12 protein-coding genes are annotated in these 15,021 nt (G+C 64.3%); 8 read left to right on the forward strand and 4 right to left on the reverse strand.

The window, feature by feature from the left end; all coding sequences use genetic code 11:
* Positions 1-10: 10 nt before the first annotated feature.
* A complete protein-coding gene (locus AC1DRP_RS07570) occupies positions 11-1,030 on the reverse strand; it encodes a nickel/cobalt transporter (protein ID WP_441504315.1) in 1,020 nt (339 codons plus the stop codon).
* Positions 1,021-1,671 carry a DUF1007 family protein gene (locus AC1DRP_RS07575; RefSeq protein WP_441504316.1) on the reverse strand — a complete coding sequence of 217 codons (651 nt, stop codon included), beginning with the start codon at positions 1,669-1,671 and terminating at the stop codon, positions 1,021-1,023. Before AC1DRP_RS07575 ends, AC1DRP_RS07570 begins: the two co-directional genes overlap by 10 nt.
* A gap of 255 nt (positions 1,672-1,926) precedes the next feature.
* On the opposite strand from AC1DRP_RS07575, the gene AC1DRP_RS07580 reads away from it, so the two are divergent.
* Complete coding sequence (locus tag AC1DRP_RS07580) at positions 1,927-5,517, forward strand: indolepyruvate ferredoxin oxidoreductase family protein (protein ID WP_476768225.1); 3,591 nt, start codon at positions 1,927-1,929, stop codon at positions 5,515-5,517.
* Between the two features lie 93 nt (positions 5,518-5,610).
* Complete coding sequence (locus tag AC1DRP_RS07585) at positions 5,611-6,204, forward strand: LysE family translocator (RefSeq protein WP_441504318.1); 594 nt, start codon at positions 5,611-5,613, stop codon at positions 6,202-6,204.
* Between the two features lie 39 nt (positions 6,205-6,243).
* On the opposite strand, the gene AC1DRP_RS07590 is transcribed toward AC1DRP_RS07585, so the two are convergent.
* Positions 6,244-6,720 carry a winged helix-turn-helix transcriptional regulator gene (locus AC1DRP_RS07590; protein ID WP_441504319.1) on the reverse strand — a complete coding sequence of 159 codons (477 nt, stop codon included), beginning with the start codon at positions 6,718-6,720 and terminating at the stop codon, positions 6,244-6,246.
* 85 nt (positions 6,721-6,805) lie between these two features.
* Between AC1DRP_RS07590 and AC1DRP_RS07595 the strand changes: the two genes are divergently transcribed.
* Positions 6,806-7,936: an MFS transporter gene (locus tag AC1DRP_RS07595; RefSeq protein WP_476768226.1), complete on the forward strand. Its 1,131-nt coding sequence runs from the start codon at positions 6,806-6,808 to the stop codon at positions 7,934-7,936.
* Between the two features lie 119 nt (positions 7,937-8,055).
* Positions 8,056-8,730, forward strand: a complete 675-nt coding sequence (locus AC1DRP_RS07600; RefSeq protein ID WP_441504321.1) for a Crp/Fnr family transcriptional regulator — start codon at positions 8,056-8,058, stop codon at positions 8,728-8,730.
* Positions 8,731-8,757: 27 nt separating this feature from the next.
* Here the strand turns inward: AC1DRP_RS07600 and AC1DRP_RS07605 are convergent, their stop codons facing one another.
* On the reverse strand, positions 8,758-9,498 hold the full coding sequence (locus tag AC1DRP_RS07605; RefSeq protein WP_441504322.1) for a bestrophin-like domain: 741 nt from the start codon (positions 9,496-9,498) through the stop codon (positions 8,758-8,760).
* A gap of 381 nt (positions 9,499-9,879) precedes the next feature.
* On the opposite strand from AC1DRP_RS07605, the gene AC1DRP_RS07610 reads away from it, so the two are divergent.
* The 4 genes from AC1DRP_RS07610 (at position 9,880) to AC1DRP_RS07625 (ending at position 14,978) form a co-directional block, all read left to right on the forward strand.
* Entirely contained in the window at positions 9,880-11,817 is a 1,938-nt protein-coding gene (locus tag AC1DRP_RS07610; RefSeq protein WP_441504505.1) for an AMP-dependent synthetase/ligase, read from the forward strand.
* The gene (locus AC1DRP_RS07615) at positions 11,814-12,632 is read left to right on the forward strand and encodes an ABC transporter ATP-binding protein (protein WP_441504323.1); all 819 of its coding nucleotides are present in this window, start codon (positions 11,814-11,816) and stop codon (positions 12,630-12,632) included. Before AC1DRP_RS07610 ends, AC1DRP_RS07615 begins: the two co-directional genes overlap by 4 nt.
* Before the next feature lie 339 nt (positions 12,633-12,971).
* Positions 12,972-13,886, forward strand: a complete 915-nt coding sequence (locus AC1DRP_RS07620; protein ID WP_476768240.1) for a branched-chain amino acid ABC transporter permease — start codon at positions 12,972-12,974, stop codon at positions 13,884-13,886.
* Positions 13,887-13,898: 12 nt separating this feature from the next.
* Complete coding sequence (locus tag AC1DRP_RS07625; protein ID WP_476768227.1) at positions 13,899-14,978, forward strand: branched-chain amino acid ABC transporter permease; 1,080 nt, start codon at positions 13,899-13,901, stop codon at positions 14,976-14,978.
* Positions 14,979-15,021: the final 43 nt, after the last annotated feature.

Here is a 15,021-nt window from a genome sequence, read left to right on the forward strand (position 1 = left end):
CATCGGGGGCTCAGCTTCCCTGGGTCGCCCAGAGTCCGAGGAAGAGTGCTGCGCCCAGCACGGCGACGAAAGCGGCGGCGAGCAGTTCGAGCCCTGCGATCACTCTTGCTCCGCGCAGGCTGCTGCCTCCGGCCAGTTTCAGGGCTGCGAACTTGAAGAAGACCGCGAGCGCAGCAAGCGCTCCCGTGGTCAGGGCCGTGCCGAGCGCCATGGCGAAGGTCGCGGCGATGCCGGCCCAGAGCAGCCCCTGCGAGAAGGCGAAGACGAGAATAATGAGAGCGCCGGCGCAAGGACGCAGGCCGGCCGCGAAAACCACGCCGGCCATCTCTCGCCAGCCGCGCAATCGGGCGATCTCGTCGGGACCGGGCATGTGAACATGGTCGCAGGCCGGATCATGGGCGGCGGCATCGCCCGACAGGGCGAGCAGCGCCCCGGCCTTGCGCCAAAGCACCCATAGTCCGACCAGCCCGACCAGCGCGAAACTCGCCTGCTCGATCAGCGTCGTCGTCGCGCTCATGGTCGCAGCGGTCGTTCTCAAGGCGATCGTCAGGGTCAGGACCAGTGCAATGGCGACCAGCGCCTGGAGGATCGCGGCGGCAAAGCTCAAGGCGAGGCCACGCCTGAGGCTGCGATTATCGGCGACGATATAGCCGGAGATCACTGCCTTGCCGTGGCCGGGGCCGGCTGCATGAAAGACGCCATAGCCGAAGGCCAGAGCAAGCAAGCCGGGCAGGGCTGCGCCGCTGGCGTGGATCGCCTTCAGCGTCGCGGTGAGTTCGCGATAGAAGGCCGATTGCCAGGACAGGAGCAGCGCGCCGATGCCCGTCGTCGAAGGCAGGGCCTCGCGGGGCAGGGCAGTCCCGAAGGGGTTGCGCGGTGGCGGGGGCGGTGGTGGGCTTACGCTGGCAATCACATAGGCCAGCACGGCAAGGGTGCCGGCAACGGCCAGAAGCGCGAGGGCCATCAGGGCGAGCCGACGCGAGACGATCGGCAGGCGTAGCGATGTCGAACGCGCGAAACTCAGGGACATGCGACCAGCGCGCGCGTCGTGACCTGGTATCCGCTCATGTCGGGCTGGGCTGTGATGTCTTCCTGCGCGAGCTTCTGCTGGACGGCAGCGTCGAGTTTGGGCGGACGAGCGATGCGGACGACGCAGCCCTTGGGTGCATCGCGCGCGATCACGGCGTCAGCGGCCTCGGCGATGTCGAAGGCGACGAAATAGGTCGGGTCACCGATCTCGATGCCGAAGGACCGATTGGCGGTGGCTGGCTGCTTGAGGGGCAGGACATAGGTCAAGGTCAGGATCTTGTTCTCGAAGGCGAGCGCAGCCTCGCTTGGCTCGCCGAAGGCCTGCACCTTGCCGTTCGCCTTGGCGATGGTGAAGAAGCCGACATCGGGCAGGGATTCCATGTTGACCTTGGCGAGCTCCGTCAGCTCGTCGGGCGTGAGCTTGCCGTCGCCATTCTTGTCGAGCCCCTGCGTGATGAAGGCGGAATAGGCCTCGTCAAAACTCCAGATATGCTTCAGAGCCTTCACGCTGCCGTCGGGGGCGTAGATGATCTCGGTGCGCGCACTGACGAAGACATGGGGATGCGCGGCCGCGAGGCCGGTGAACCCGAACCAGGCCGCAAGTCCGGCGAGAATGAGAAGGCCGCGGCGGCATCGGGTCACGACAGGGAATCCCTCGATTTCAGCGGCGAAGCTGGCCCGACATGGTTAACCAACCGTAAATGGCGGCCGATGCCAAGGCCGGTTCAAGCCCACCCATCACTCGCAAAGGGGGCCAAATCGCGGCGCATTCTGGAACGATCCCAGGGTGATTGACCGTAACGAGGTGATATGTCAGCATTACTGACATAATATCAAGTTGGAGGCCGGACCAACTGGCCCCATTCTGCCGTAACGGGACGATCGGGGAGGTCGGCCATGGCCGAGATGGAACAGAAATCCGGCACCGCAGACCTGGCCGAGGCCGGCCTGTTGCGCGAGGTCGCGCTGGACGACAAATACGACCTTTCGAAACAGCAGATATTCCTGACCGGAACGCAGGCGATCGCCCGCATGCTGATGGTCCAGCGCGAGCGCGACCGCCGCGCCGGCCTGAACACGGCGGGCTTCGTTTCGGGCTATCGCGGCTCGCCGCTGGGAGGGCTCGACCAGCAATTGCTACGGGCCGGCAAACAGCTCAAGGCCTCCGATATCGTCTTCCAGCCGGGGCTGAACGAGGATCTGGCCGCGACCGCGGTCTGGGGCACGCAGCAGGCCGAGCTGCAGGGCGAAGGCAAGCATGACGGCGTCTTCGCGCTCTGGTACGGCAAGGGCCCGGGCGTAGACCGCAGCGGCGACGTCTTCCGCCATGGCAACATGGCCGGCACCTCGCCCCATGGCGGCGTCATCTGCCTGATGGGCGACGACCACACCGCTGAATCGTCCACCAATGCGCATCAGACCGAGTTCGTCTTCGTCGACCGGATGATGCCGATCCTGAACCCGGCCGGTGTTCAGGAGATCATGGATTATTCCCTGCACGGCATCGCGCTCTCGCGCTTTGCCTCGGTCTGGGTCGGCATCAAATGCGTGAAGGACAATATCGAGTCGACGGCCTCCGTCGATGGCTCGGTCGACCGGGTCAAGATCGTGACGCCGGACGATTTCGTCATGCCGCCGGGCGGGTTGAGCATCCGCCGCGAGCTGGATTTCGTCGATCAGGAGAAGCGGCTGCATATCCACAAGCGCGCCGCGATGCTTGCCTATCTGCGTGCCAACAAGCTCAACCAGACCATCACATCCGGGGGGAAGAAGCCGCGCATCGGCATCATCACCGTCGGAAAATCCTATCTCGATGTCCGCCAGGCGATGGAAGACCTCGGCATCGATGAGGTTCGCGCCAATGACCTCGGCATCCGGCTGTTCAAGGTCGCCTGTCCCTGGCCGATCGATCCGAACGAGTTGAAGGATTTTGCCTCAAAGCTCGATCTCGTCATGGTGGTCGAGGAAAAGCGCTCGCTGATCGAGGTGCAGGTCCGCGAGGAGCTCTATGGCTCCAAGCACCAGCCGATGGTGATCGGCAAGAAGGACGAGAAGGGCGAATGGCTCTTTCCGGTCCATGGCGCGCTCGATCCCAACGACGTCGCGATCGCGCTTGGCGCGCGGCTGCTGCAATACAAGGACGACCCTGTGCTACGGGGCCGGCTCGAGGAGATCGCCCAGGCGCAGGGGCGCCTCGCCGAGGCGCAGGATATCGCCAAGCGCACGCCCTATTACTGCTCGGGCTGCCCGCATAACAGTTCCACCGTGGTGCCCGAAGGCTCGCGCGCCTATGCGGGCATCGGCTGCCATTACATGGTGCAGTGGATGGACCGGAGCACTGCAGGCTTCACCCAGATGGGCGGAGAAGGCGCGAACTGGATCGGCGAAGCGCCGTTCTCGACGCGCCAGCACGTTTTCCAGAATCTCGGCGACGGCACCTATACTCATTCCGGCTCGCTCGCGATCCGCTGGGCGGTCGCTGCTGGCGTCAACGTCACCTACAAGCTGCTCTATAACGATGCGGTCGCCATGACCGGCGGCCAGCAGGCGGAAGGGCATCTGACGCCCGACCAGATGGCCCGCCAGATCGCAGCGGAAGGCGTGCATCGCGTCGCGGTGGTCAGCGACGAACCGGACAAATACCCGCCGGGCACGCAATGGCCCGCCGGCACGACGATCCATCATCGCGATGACCTCGATGCCGTGCAGCGCGAGCTTGCGCAGGTTCCGGGCGTGTCGTTGCTGCTCTACGACCAGACCTGCGCCACCGAGAAGCGCCGCCGGCGCAAGCGTGGCGCCTATCCCGATCCCGACAAGCGGGTGATCGTCAACGAACTCGTCTGCGAAGGCTGCGGCGATTGCGGCGTGCAGTCGAACTGCGTCTCGGTGCAGCCGCTGGAGACCGAGTTCGGCCGCAAGCGCCAGATCGACCAGTCGAACTGCAACAAGGACTTTTCCTGCGTGAAGGGCTTCTGCCCCTCCTTCGTTACCGTGCATGGCGCCCGGCCGAAGAAGGCGGCGCCGCGCCGGCTCGATGCCGGCGCGCTCAGCGCAGGCGAGCTTCCAGAGCCGCAGGTTCCGGCCCTCGATCGCAGTTTCGCGGTCGTTGTCACCGGTGTCGGCGGCACCGGCGTGGTGACGATCGGCGCCATTCTCGGCATGGCGGCGCATCTCGAGGGCAAGGGCTGCGGCATGATCGACATGGCCGGTCTTGCCCAGAAGGGCGGGGCGGTCTTCAGCCATGTCAAGCTCGCGCCGCGGCCCGAAGACATTCACGCCATTCGCGTCGCCGCCGGTCAGGCGGATCTGGTGCTCGGTTGCGATCTCACCGTCACTGGCTCGAAGAAGGTCCTTGGCGCGATACGACCGGACGGCGCGATCGTCGTGGTCAATACGGCCGAGAGCATGCCGGGGGATTTCACCCGCAATGCCGATTTCTCGCTGCCGATCGAGCGGCTGAAACGGGCGATCATCTCGGCATCAGGGCGTGAGCGGACGCATCTCGTCGATGCGACGGCGGCTGCGAACGCTTTCCTCGGCAACGCCATTGCCGCCAACATGTTCATGCTCGGTTATGCGTGGCAGTTCGGCGGCGTGCCGCTGGCGCGCGCCTCGCTGCTCCGAGCGATCGAGCTCAACGGCGAAGCGGTCGCCATGAACAAGCAGGCCTTCGAGCTCGGCCGGCGTGCGGCGCATGATCCGGACGCTCTGATCTCTGCCCTTGCGGAGGCCAAGGCGCCGACACGGGCGCGGCATCTCTCCGAGACGCTGGAAGAGATCATCGCGCGTCGCGTCGATTATCTCACTGCCTACCAGAATGCGGCCTATGCGGCGCGCTATCGCCATCTTGTCGCGCGCATCCAGGTCAAGGAAGTGCAGGTCATGCCGGGGCAGAGCGCGCTTGCCGAAAGCGTGGCGCGCTATCTCTTCAAGCTGATGGCCTACAAGGACGAGTATGAGGTTGCGCGGCTCTATGCCGATGGCTCGTTCCAGAAGCAGGTGGCCGCCACCTTCGAGAAGGACAGCGCTTCGGGTGAGAGGCTGCGCTACGAGTTTCATCTCGCGCCGCCTCTGCTCGCCAAGGTCGATCCCCATACCGGCCTGCCGCGGAAGATGAGCTTCGGCCCCTGGATGATGAAGGCCTTCGGCCTGCTGGCGAAACTGAAGGGCCTGCGCGGCACGGCCTTCGACATCTTCGGCCGTACCGAGGAGCGCAGAACGGAGCGCCGGCTGATCGCTGAATACGACGCGCTGATCGGCGAGCTGGTGAACCGGCTGACACCGGAGAACCATGCGCTCTGCGTGGCACTGACGGCAATTCCGGAGAAGATCCGTGGTTTTGGCCATGTCAAGGAACGCCACCTCAAGCAGGCTAAGGCCGAGGAGACCGATCTCCTGGCCCGGCTGCGTGACGGCTCGGCTGCGGCATTGGCCATGCCGAGAGCGGCCGAGTAKACGGACCTGACCGGGGTCGTCCCAGGGGGATGACCTCCGCCGTCCGGTTTGGTCCGCACGATCGTTCAAGACATTCAGCCGCCCGGGCCTGACAACATGCTGCTCATCCACCAGTGGAGGCGCAGCATGGAGGGGTTGTTCGGTTTCGTCCTTGCCGGGCTCGCACTCGCGGGCAGTCCCGGACCTGCCACTTTGAGCCTGGCTGCAACCGGTGCTGCCTTCGGGGCCCGCGAGGGGCTCGTCTATGCTGCCGGCATCACCAGCGGCATGGCCGCGGTCATCGCGATCACCGCCAGCGGCATGGTCGGGGTGCTGATGGCGCTGCCTGGCGTAGCGCCGGTGGTGACGGTCGCTGCGGCCGGGTATTTTCTCTATCTGGCCTATCGCATCGCCACTGCACCACCCTTGAGCGAGGCGAGCGAACGCGGTGAGCGACCGTCCTTCGCAGCAGGTGCCCTGCTGTCGCTCGTCAACCCGAAGGGCTATGCGGCGATGGCTGCGCTGTTCTCCGGTTTCGTCCTGTTGCGCGAGCGGGTTGCCGCCGATGCGCTGGCGAAGGCGGCGGTGCTGATGGTGATCATCGCCGCGGTCAATCTGCTCTGGCTCGCCACGGGAGCGGCGCTGACCCGCTGTTTTCGTCGGCCGCGGCTGAATCGGGCCATCAATATCGTCTTCGCGGTCCTGCTGATTGCGTCGGTCGCATTTGCGCTGGTGCGTTGAGGCTCGCCCATAGGTAAATGCGGCCGGTCGACTGCAGGTTTAGGCCCCGCCATGGGGCCGTGTGGACGGTGGTGCGGCCAAGCGCACGGTCGTGTTGAGCGGGCCAAGGACCCGCCCGTCGGCGGAATGCAGTTCGAGGCGCCCGACGGGCTGCCCGGTTTCGTTGTCGATGAGTGCGGAATGGGGCTCGCCCGGCTCGTAGCACTGGTCCTCCCCCCATTGCCGCAATCCAGCAACGACGACGAACAGGCCGCGGCCCTTCTGCGTCAGCACATATTCCTGATAAGCGCTGCCATCCGAAGCGGGCGCGATCTCAAGAATGCCGAGTTCGACAAGATTGCGCAGCCGTGCGGCGAGGATGCCCTTGGCGACGCCGAGGCTCTTTTGGAATTCACCGAAGCGCCGCACGTCGCTGAACGCATCGCGAATGATCAGGAGAGACCACCAGTCGCCGATTGCGTCCAGGGCGCGGGCGACGGGGCAATCCGCATCCCTGAGGCTGGTGCGTTTGACCATCGGTTTCCGTCTCACTTCCCCGTGATGTCCGGTTCCAAAATAGGACTGGATTCAGCTACGTGCAACATGGTTCTATTATAGAACCATGTTGGCAAATATTTATTATGCCCAGCCGCTGCTCGATGTGATGGCGCGCGATCTCGCGATCAGTCCGGCCGCGATCGGCGGCGTGGTGACGGTGACGCAAATTGGCTACGCGCTCGGGCTGGTCTTCATCGTGCCGCTTGGCGATCTGCTCGATCGTCGGCGGTTGATCGGCACGCAAGCGCTGCTCTCAGGCCTGGCACTGCTTGTCGTCGGCTTGGCCCCGAGCGCAGCCGTCCTGCTGGCGGGGATGGTGGCAGTTGGCCTGCTCGCAGTCGTCGTGCAGGTGCTCGTTGCCTTTGCGGCCAGCATGGCGGCAGACGAGGAGCGCGGGCGGACCGTGGGCAGGATCACGAGCGGGATCGTGATCGGCATTCTCCTGGCGCGGTTCGTTTCGGGAGTGCTCGCCGATATCGGGGGCTGGCGCCTGGTCTATCTGGCGTCGGCCGTGCTCTCCGTGCTGATGGCCTTCCTGCTGTTCCGGGTGCTGCCGAAGCATGAGCGCGCCGCGGCGAGGATCTCCTATCCGGAGCTGCTCGCGTCCGTCGTCGGCCTGTTCGTCAAGGAGCCGGTTCTGCGRGTACGAGCCGTGCTCGCCTTGTTGATCTTCGCCAGTTTCAGCGTGTTCTGGACGTCGCTGGTCCTGCCGCTCACCACCGCGCCTTTCTCCCTGTCCCATACCGAGATCGGGATGTTCGGTCTCGTCGGGCTGGCGGGGGCACTCGCCGCCGCCCGCGCCGGGACGCTCGCCGACCGTGGCTTTGGTCAGCGCGTCACCGGTCTTTCGCTGGGCCTGCTGGTGCTGTCCTGGATCCCGATCGCCTCGATGAGTGCATCGCTCTGGAACCTGATCATCGGCATTGTCCTGCTCGATCTCGCGATCCAGGCCGTGCATATCACGAACCAGACCATGATCTTCGCGGTGCGGTCCGATGCCCGAAGCCGGCTCGTCGGCGGCTATATGGTGTTCTATTCGATCGGCAGCGCGCTAGGCTCGATCGCCTCAACCATGGTCCATGACCGCGCAGGCTGGACTGGCGTCTGCGTGCTGGGAGCCTCGATCAGCCTGTTGGCGCTGCTGTTCTGGGCGGCGACCCGCCGGTACCAGCCCGCAGAGATCCGGGCCGAATGAACCGAAGAGCCCGTACCAAACCCCGCTTGGTGTGCCGGGCTTGAGTTGGCCGTCCATGACGCCGCATACTGGTTCGGCATTGCGGGCTCGTGCCCGTTCTAACGCGCGGTGAACATGCCTTGATCTCCCCCGAAGACCTGCGCCGCATCGCTGCCTGGTCCCGCGACCTGAAGCCGGAAGAGTTTGAGGAAGCGCGACGCGGGATCAGCCTGAAATCCTACGGGAAGGGCAACTACATCTGTCATGTCGGCGACCGGCTCGAATCCTGGACCGGTGTCGCCGAGGGGCTGGTGAAGATGAGCACCACCTCGAAGGAGGGCAAATCCGCGACGCTGGCGGGCCTGCGTGCCGGGGCCTGGTTCGGGGAAGGCACGGTGATCAAGGCTGAGCTGCGCCGCTATGATCTGGTGGCGCTACGCGACACCCAGCTCGCGCTGATGCGGCGCTCGACCTTCCTCTGGCTGTTCGAACACAGCGCGGCGTTCAATCGCTTCCTCGTCCATCAGTTCAATGAGCGGCTCGGCCAGTTCATCGCACTGGCGGAGACCGAGCGGATGCTGGACTCGACCGCCCGTCTCGCCCGCAATCTTGCCTGGCTGTTCAACCCGATCCTGTATCCCGGCCAGAGCCTGACACTCGCGATTTCGCAGGAAGAGCTCGGCCTGCTCGCCGGCATGTCGCGGCAGATGGCCAATCAGGGGCTTGCGAGGCTTGCAGACCTAGGTCTGCTCGAGGTCGGCCACGGCGCGGTGACTGTCCTCGATCTGGATCGGCTCGCGCGTTACGACGGCTAGGGAACGCAGACACTCCAGTGTGCCTGATCACTCTCGGCCGAGGCGTTCGAATGCCTGTTTCAAGGGAGCGTCCGAGATCCGGATGAAGCCGAGATAGGGATGGTCCATGTCGATGATCAGCACCAGCGCTCCGGTCACCGACAAGGCGCAGACGAACAAAGTCGCCATAACCGTTCCATTGCCCGGGGCCAACAGACCGAACGAGGCGAAGAGCAAGGCGAGCCAGAACACGAGGATGGCCAGGAATGCGCCGGGAAATCCTCCCACTTCCGTTTCGGCGCGCATCCATCGCGCCTCCGCAATCTGTCCGCTGAGTTGAAGGGCGCGCGCCTGGAGCCAGCGCTGGGAGTCGGTTTGTGGCGACAGGTTTCGCAGCGCCCCCTGGACCATTTCGATATCCAGACCGTCGTCGAGCGACCGTTCGCTGCCGGCATCGCTCAACCTGATCTCGAGAAGCTTGTGGAGCGTTTCCCGCGTTTCCCTCGTCTCCTGGCCGTACTGCGCCATGACGCGGTCGAGCAGGAGCACGCGCGCCGCCGTTGTTCTCAAGCCCGTCCCGGCCTCGTCGAATGATCGTTTCGCTGAGGCGATCAAGAGGCCAAGCGCGAGCGCCGAGAGCGTTCCAACGACTGCCGTTGCAAGCTTGATGGCGTCCCGGGACTCCGGACTCAGGTGATGTTCCGGCAGGCGTGCGCGCAAAAACATCCCGATCAAGGCCGCGCCGAACACGCACAGAAAGGCTATGCAGCCGATGACGTAAGGATCCATGGAGCGGCGCCTGGTTGGTGGCTGCCTTGCGGTGTCGTTTTTCAGAACATCGAAGAAGACAGCTCAGTCAATTCGCGCAACTCCTAGGGATAGGAGTGGCCGGCTGGATCTGGCAGGTCCCGAATTCAGGCTTGCCGAAGTCTCCAGAATGGCAAGGATTCACGCTCTCGCACACTTCGGCGGGACAATAGCGACCAAATAACAAGTTGTCTGTCAAGTGCCTCCTTGCGAAGATGTGTCGGGCCTGCAAGGCTTGCATGAACAAAGAGGTCGGAACCGGCCCGGAAAGAAGGCTGCTGCAATGTACGGCGGCCGGACAGGGAGAACGCAACCGTGGCAAGCGCAACCGCCGGCCAGGCGGATACCTTTCCGAAATTGCTGATGCGCAATGCGCGTGAGCGCGGCAGCCGCACGGCATACCGGCACAAGGATCTCGGCATCTGGCAATCCTGGAACTGGGCCGAGATGGCCGAGCAGGTTCGTGCCTATGCCAAGGGATTGCAGGAACTCGGTCTCAAGCGCGGCGAGAAGGTCGCGATCATCGGCTACAACCGGCCACGCCTCTACTGGTCGATGTGCGCGGCGCAGTGGCTCGGCGCCATTCCGGTGCCGGTCTATGCCGATTCCGTCGCTGACGAGATGGCCTATGTGCTCGACCATGCCGAGGCGGTCTTTGCCTGCGTCCAGGACCAGGAGCAGGTCGACAAGGTGCTCTCGATCGCCGACCGCCTGCCGCGCCTGAGGAACATGCTCTACGACGAGTCGCGTGGCCTGCGTGATTACGACCATGCCAAGCTGCACGACATTGGTCGCGTGATCGAGGCCGGGGCCAAGGCCCTGAAGGCGAATTCAGCAGCGTCGGCCGGGCTCGACCGCGAGATGGAGGCCGGGACCGGCTCGGACCTCGCTGTCATCCTCTACACCTCGGGTACCACCGGCCGCCCCAAGGGCGTGATGCTCAGCCATTACAATGTCATCACGGCGGCCGAGATCGGCTGCCAGTTCGACGGGCTGAACGAGGAAGACGAGGTCATCGCCTATCTGCCGATCGCCTGGGTCGGCGACCACGTCTTCTCCTATGCGCAGGCGATCGTCGCCGGCTTCTGCGTCAACTGCCCTGAAGGGCCGGAGACGGTGATCGATGATCGCCGCGAGGTCGGCACGACCTACGCTTTCGCGCCGCCGCGGGTCTTCGAGAACATGCTGACCATCACCATGGTGCGCATGGAGGATGCCGGGCCGTTGATGCGCAAGATGTTCCATTTCTTCCTCGGCGTGGCGAAGAAGCATGGTGAGAAGATCCTGAACGGCGAGCCGGTCCCGCTCGGAGCGCGGCTGCTCTACAAGCTCGGCGACGCGTTGATCTACGCTCCGCTGCGCAATCGTTTCGGCCTGACCAGCATCAAGGTCGGCTACACCGCCGGCGAGGCGATCGGCCCCGAGATCTTCCGCTTCTACCGGTCGATCGGCGTCAACCTGAAGCAGCTCTACGGCCAGACCGAGGCCGGGGTCTACATCACCATGCAGCCCAATGGCGAAATCCGGGCCGACACCGTCGGCCGCCCGGCGCCGCTGGTCGAGATCAAACTCGATGAGAATGGCGAGGTCCTCTACCGGTCGCCCTCCATCTTCGGCGGCTATTACAAGGATCCGGAGAAGACGGCAGAGACGATGACCGCGGATGGTTATGTCCGTTCCGGCGATGCCGGTTTCTTCGACGAGACCGGCCATCTCAAAATCATCGACCGGGCCAAGGATGTCGGGAAACTCAATTCCGGCGAGCTGTTCCCGCCGAAATACATCGAGAACAAGCTCAAGTTCTATCCGAACATCAAGGAGGCGGTCGCTTTCGGCCAAGGCCGCGACTACGCGACGGTTGCGCTCAATATCGACCTGACGGCCGTCGGCAACTGGGCCGAGCGCAACAATGTCGTCTATGCCTCCTATCAGGAACTGGCCGGCCACGATCTCGTCTACGGCATGATCGCCAAACATATCGGCGAGGTGAACAAGTCGCTGGCGTCCGAGCCGGCGATGGGCGGAGCCCAGGTCAAGCGCTTCCTGATCCTGCACAAGGAACTCGACGCCGACGATGGCGAGCTGACGCGGACCCAGAAGGTCCGGCGCGGCTTCATCGCCGAACGCTACGCGCCCCTGGTGAACGCGCTCTATGACGGCTCGAGTGAGGCCGACATCTCTACCGAAGTCACCTTCGAGGATGGCCGCAAGGGCGTGATTTCCGCAAGGGTCAAGGTGCGTGACGCCAAGACCTACCCGGCAACGGCGCCCGAGCGACCTGGCGCGGCGAGGGCAGCATGAATGCGGAACCCATGAACGTCACCGGCACGCCGATCCCCGCCAAGAAGGGCGAGATCCTGCTCTCGGTCGAGAATGTCTCGCTGCGCTTCGGCGGCGTGAAGGCGATCTCCGGCGTCTCCTTCGACATCCGCAAGGGCGAGGTGCGCGCCATCATCGGCCCCAACGGGGCCGGCAAGACCTCGATGCTGAATTGCATCAATGGTTTCTATCATCCGCAGGAAGGCCAGATCACCTACAAGGGCGTGCGCCGCGCCAGGATGAAGCCGCATCAGGCGGCTGCGGCCGGCATCGCGCGGACCTTCCAGAACGTCGCGCTGTTCAAGGGCATGTCGACGCTCGACAACATCATGACCGGGCGCACGCTGAAGATGCGGCGCGGCTTCTTCTGGCAGGCCTTGCGGCAGGGGCCGGCGATGGCCGAGGAGATCGAGCACCGCAAGGTGGTCGAGGACATCATCGACTTCCTGCAGATCGAGCACATCCGCAAGCTGCCGGTCGGCAAGCTGCCCTACGGGCTGCAGAAGCGTGTCGAGCTGGGCCGCGCGCTGGCGATGGAACCGGAACTCCTGCTGCTCGACGAGCCGATGGCCGGCATGAACCTCGAGGAGAAGGAGGACATGTGCCGCTTCATCCTCGACGTGAACAACCAGTTCGGCACGACGATCGCGCTGATCGAGCACGACATGGGTGTGGTCATGGACCTGTCCGACCGTGTCGTGGTGCTCGAATACGGCCGCAAGATCGCAGACGGCACGCCCGACGAGGTCAAGCAGGATCAGAAGGTGATCGATGCCTATCTCGGCGTGGCGCATTGAGGGAGGCATCAATGCTGCACGGATCCGATCTGCGGAGTTCGAGGGTATGCCGGCTGATGTCGGGATCATCGAAGCTTCCACTTGCGACCGCGAGCGTCGCCGTCCTGTGCGCGGGGCCTCTCGGCCTTACCCGGATCTGGAGACGGCCATGATGCGATCGCCAACCAAGGACATCCTGCCATGAGCGAAGTCGCTGCGCGGCCTGCGCCCAACCTGCTCAGCAATGGCTGGATCAAGACCGGCCTTATTCTTGTGGGCATCATCCTTGCCGCGATCGTCGGTGCACAGCTCGATTCCTCCGGCACGCTGCACAAGGTGTTGATCGACCCGTTCCAGCAAATGGTTTCGGCTCCGGACCTGCTGGTTCAGACGATATGGGAAGGGCTCGTTTCGGGCGTGCTCTATGCGCTGATCGCGCTCGGCTTCGTGCTGATCTTCAAGGCATCGGGCGTCTTCAATTTCRCCCAGGGCATCATGGTCGTCTTTGCGGCGCTGACGCTGGTCGGCCTGCATGAGAAGGGCGTACCGGCGTTCCTGGCCGTCATCCTGACGCTCGGCGTGATGTTCCTGCTCGCCTTCACCATCGAGCGGGTGGTGCTGCGTCCGCTGGTCAACCAGCCCGACATCATCCTGTTCATGGCGACTTTCGGCATCACCTATTTCCTGATCGGTTTTGGCGAGGCCGTCTTCGGCGGCAACCCGAAGCAGATGATCACGAGCGAACTCTATCTGCCGAAGGGGGCGATCGACGCGAAGATCCTCGGCGGCTTCGTCTCCTTCCAGAAGATCGATATCGCGGCCGCGATCATCGCCTCGATCATGATCGCTGCGCTGGCCGTGTTCTTCCAATACACCCGCATCGGCCGGGCGCTGCGCGCGGTCGCCGACAGCCACAAGGCGGCGCTCTCGGTCGGCATCTCGCTGAACCAGATCTGGGTCATCGTCTGGTTCACCGCCGGCATCGTCGCACTGATCACCGGCATCATGTGGGGTGCGCGTTCGGACGTATCCTTCGCGCTCGAGATCGTCGCGCTGAAGGCGTTGCCGGTGCTGATCCTCGGCGGCTTCACCTCGATCCCGGGCGCGATTGTCGGCGGGCTGATCATCGGCATCGGCGAGAAGCTCGGCGAGTTCTACTGGGGCCCGCTGATCGGCGGCGGCATCGAGAGCTGGCTCGCCTATTTCATCGCGCTCGGCTTCCTGCTGTTCCGGCCGCAGGGCCTGTTCGGCGACAAGATCATCGAACGAATCTGAAGGGCTGAAACCGTGTTCTATCGCGAAGCCGGCCAATACAAGAGCACCTACGCCGCCGACATGGCCGTGTTCCCCCTCCGACAGGACCGGATCGGCATTGCGGTCATCCTCGCCATCGCCTTCATCGGCATCCCGTTGATCGGCAACGACTTCTTCATCGCGACGGTGATGATCCCGTTCCTGGTCTTCTCACTGGCTGCGATCGGGCTCAACATCCTCACGGGCTATACCGGGCTGATCTCGCTCGGCACGGCTGCCTTCATGGGTGTGGGCGCCTATGCCTGCTACAAGCTGACGACCCTCTTTCCAGGCGTGAACATCATCGTCCTGATCCTGGTCTCCGGCCTGTTCTCGGCCGCGATCGGCGTGCTGTTCGGGCTGCCCTCACTGCGCATCAAGGGCTTCTATCTCGCGGTCGCGACGCTTGCCGCGCAGTTCTTCCTGCAATGGGCCTTCGTGCGTGTGCCCTGGCTGTTCAACTACAATGCGTCTGGGGCCATCGAGGTGCCGCTGCGCAGCCTGTTCGGCGTCCCGGTCACGGGTGCGTCGGCCTCGGCGGAAACGCGCTACTTCGTCTGCCTCGGTCTTGTCGTCGTCCTGACCTGGTTTGCCTCTAACCTCGTGCACGGCAGACTCGGCCGCTCCTGGATKGCGGTGCGCGACATGGATATCGCGGCCGAACTGATGGGCATCAAGCTGCTGAACGCCAAGCTGCTCGCCTTCGCAGTGTCGTCCTTCTATGCCGGCGTCGCCGGCGCGATGATGATCTTCCTCTGGTATGGCGGCGGCGAAGCCGCGGACGTCTTCAACATCCGCCTGTCGTTCAACATTCTGTTCATGGTGATCATCGGGGGCCTGGGCTCGCTGATCGGCTCCTTCTTCGGCGCGGCTTTCATCGCGAGCCTGCCGACCATCCTCAAATTCGGCCTGCCGGCGCTCGGCGTGCCGCTCTCGGGCGCGGCGGCCGAGCATGTCACCTTCATGCTGGTCGGCGCCCTGATCATCATCTTCCTGATCGTCGAGCCGCATGGCCTGGCGCGGCTCTGGCAGATCACGAAGCAGAAGTTGCGGACGTGGCCCTTCCCCTATTGAGGCGCGTGCCTCGGCCGGGAGGGCCCAAGAATACGACCCGCCG

This window comes from Allobosea sp. 01N443 (genome assembly GCF_056399325.1).

Excerpts from the sequence above, each read along its gene's own strand:
- AC1DRP_RS07570 (WP_441504315.1), bottom strand. The coding sequence starts at position 1,030 with ATGTCCCTGAGTTTCGCGCGTTCGACATCGCTACGCCTGCCGATCGTC.
- AC1DRP_RS07585 (WP_441504318.1), top strand. The coding sequence starts at position 5,611 with ATGGAGGGGTTGTTCGGTTTCGTCCTTGCCGGGCTCGCACTCGCGGGC.
- AC1DRP_RS07590 (WP_441504319.1), bottom strand. The coding sequence starts at position 6,720 with ATGGTCAAACGCACCAGCCTCAGGGATGCGGATTGCCCCGTCGCCCGC.
- AC1DRP_RS07605 (WP_441504322.1), bottom strand. The coding sequence starts at position 9,498 with ATGGATCCTTACGTCATCGGCTGCATAGCCTTTCTGTGCGTGTTCGGC.
- AC1DRP_RS07610 (WP_441504505.1), top strand. The coding sequence starts at position 9,880 with ATGCGCAATGCGCGTGAGCGCGGCAGCCGCACGGCATACCGGCACAAG.
- AC1DRP_RS07615 (WP_441504323.1), top strand. The coding sequence starts at position 11,814 with ATGAATGCGGAACCCATGAACGTCACCGGCACGCCGATCCCCGCCAAG.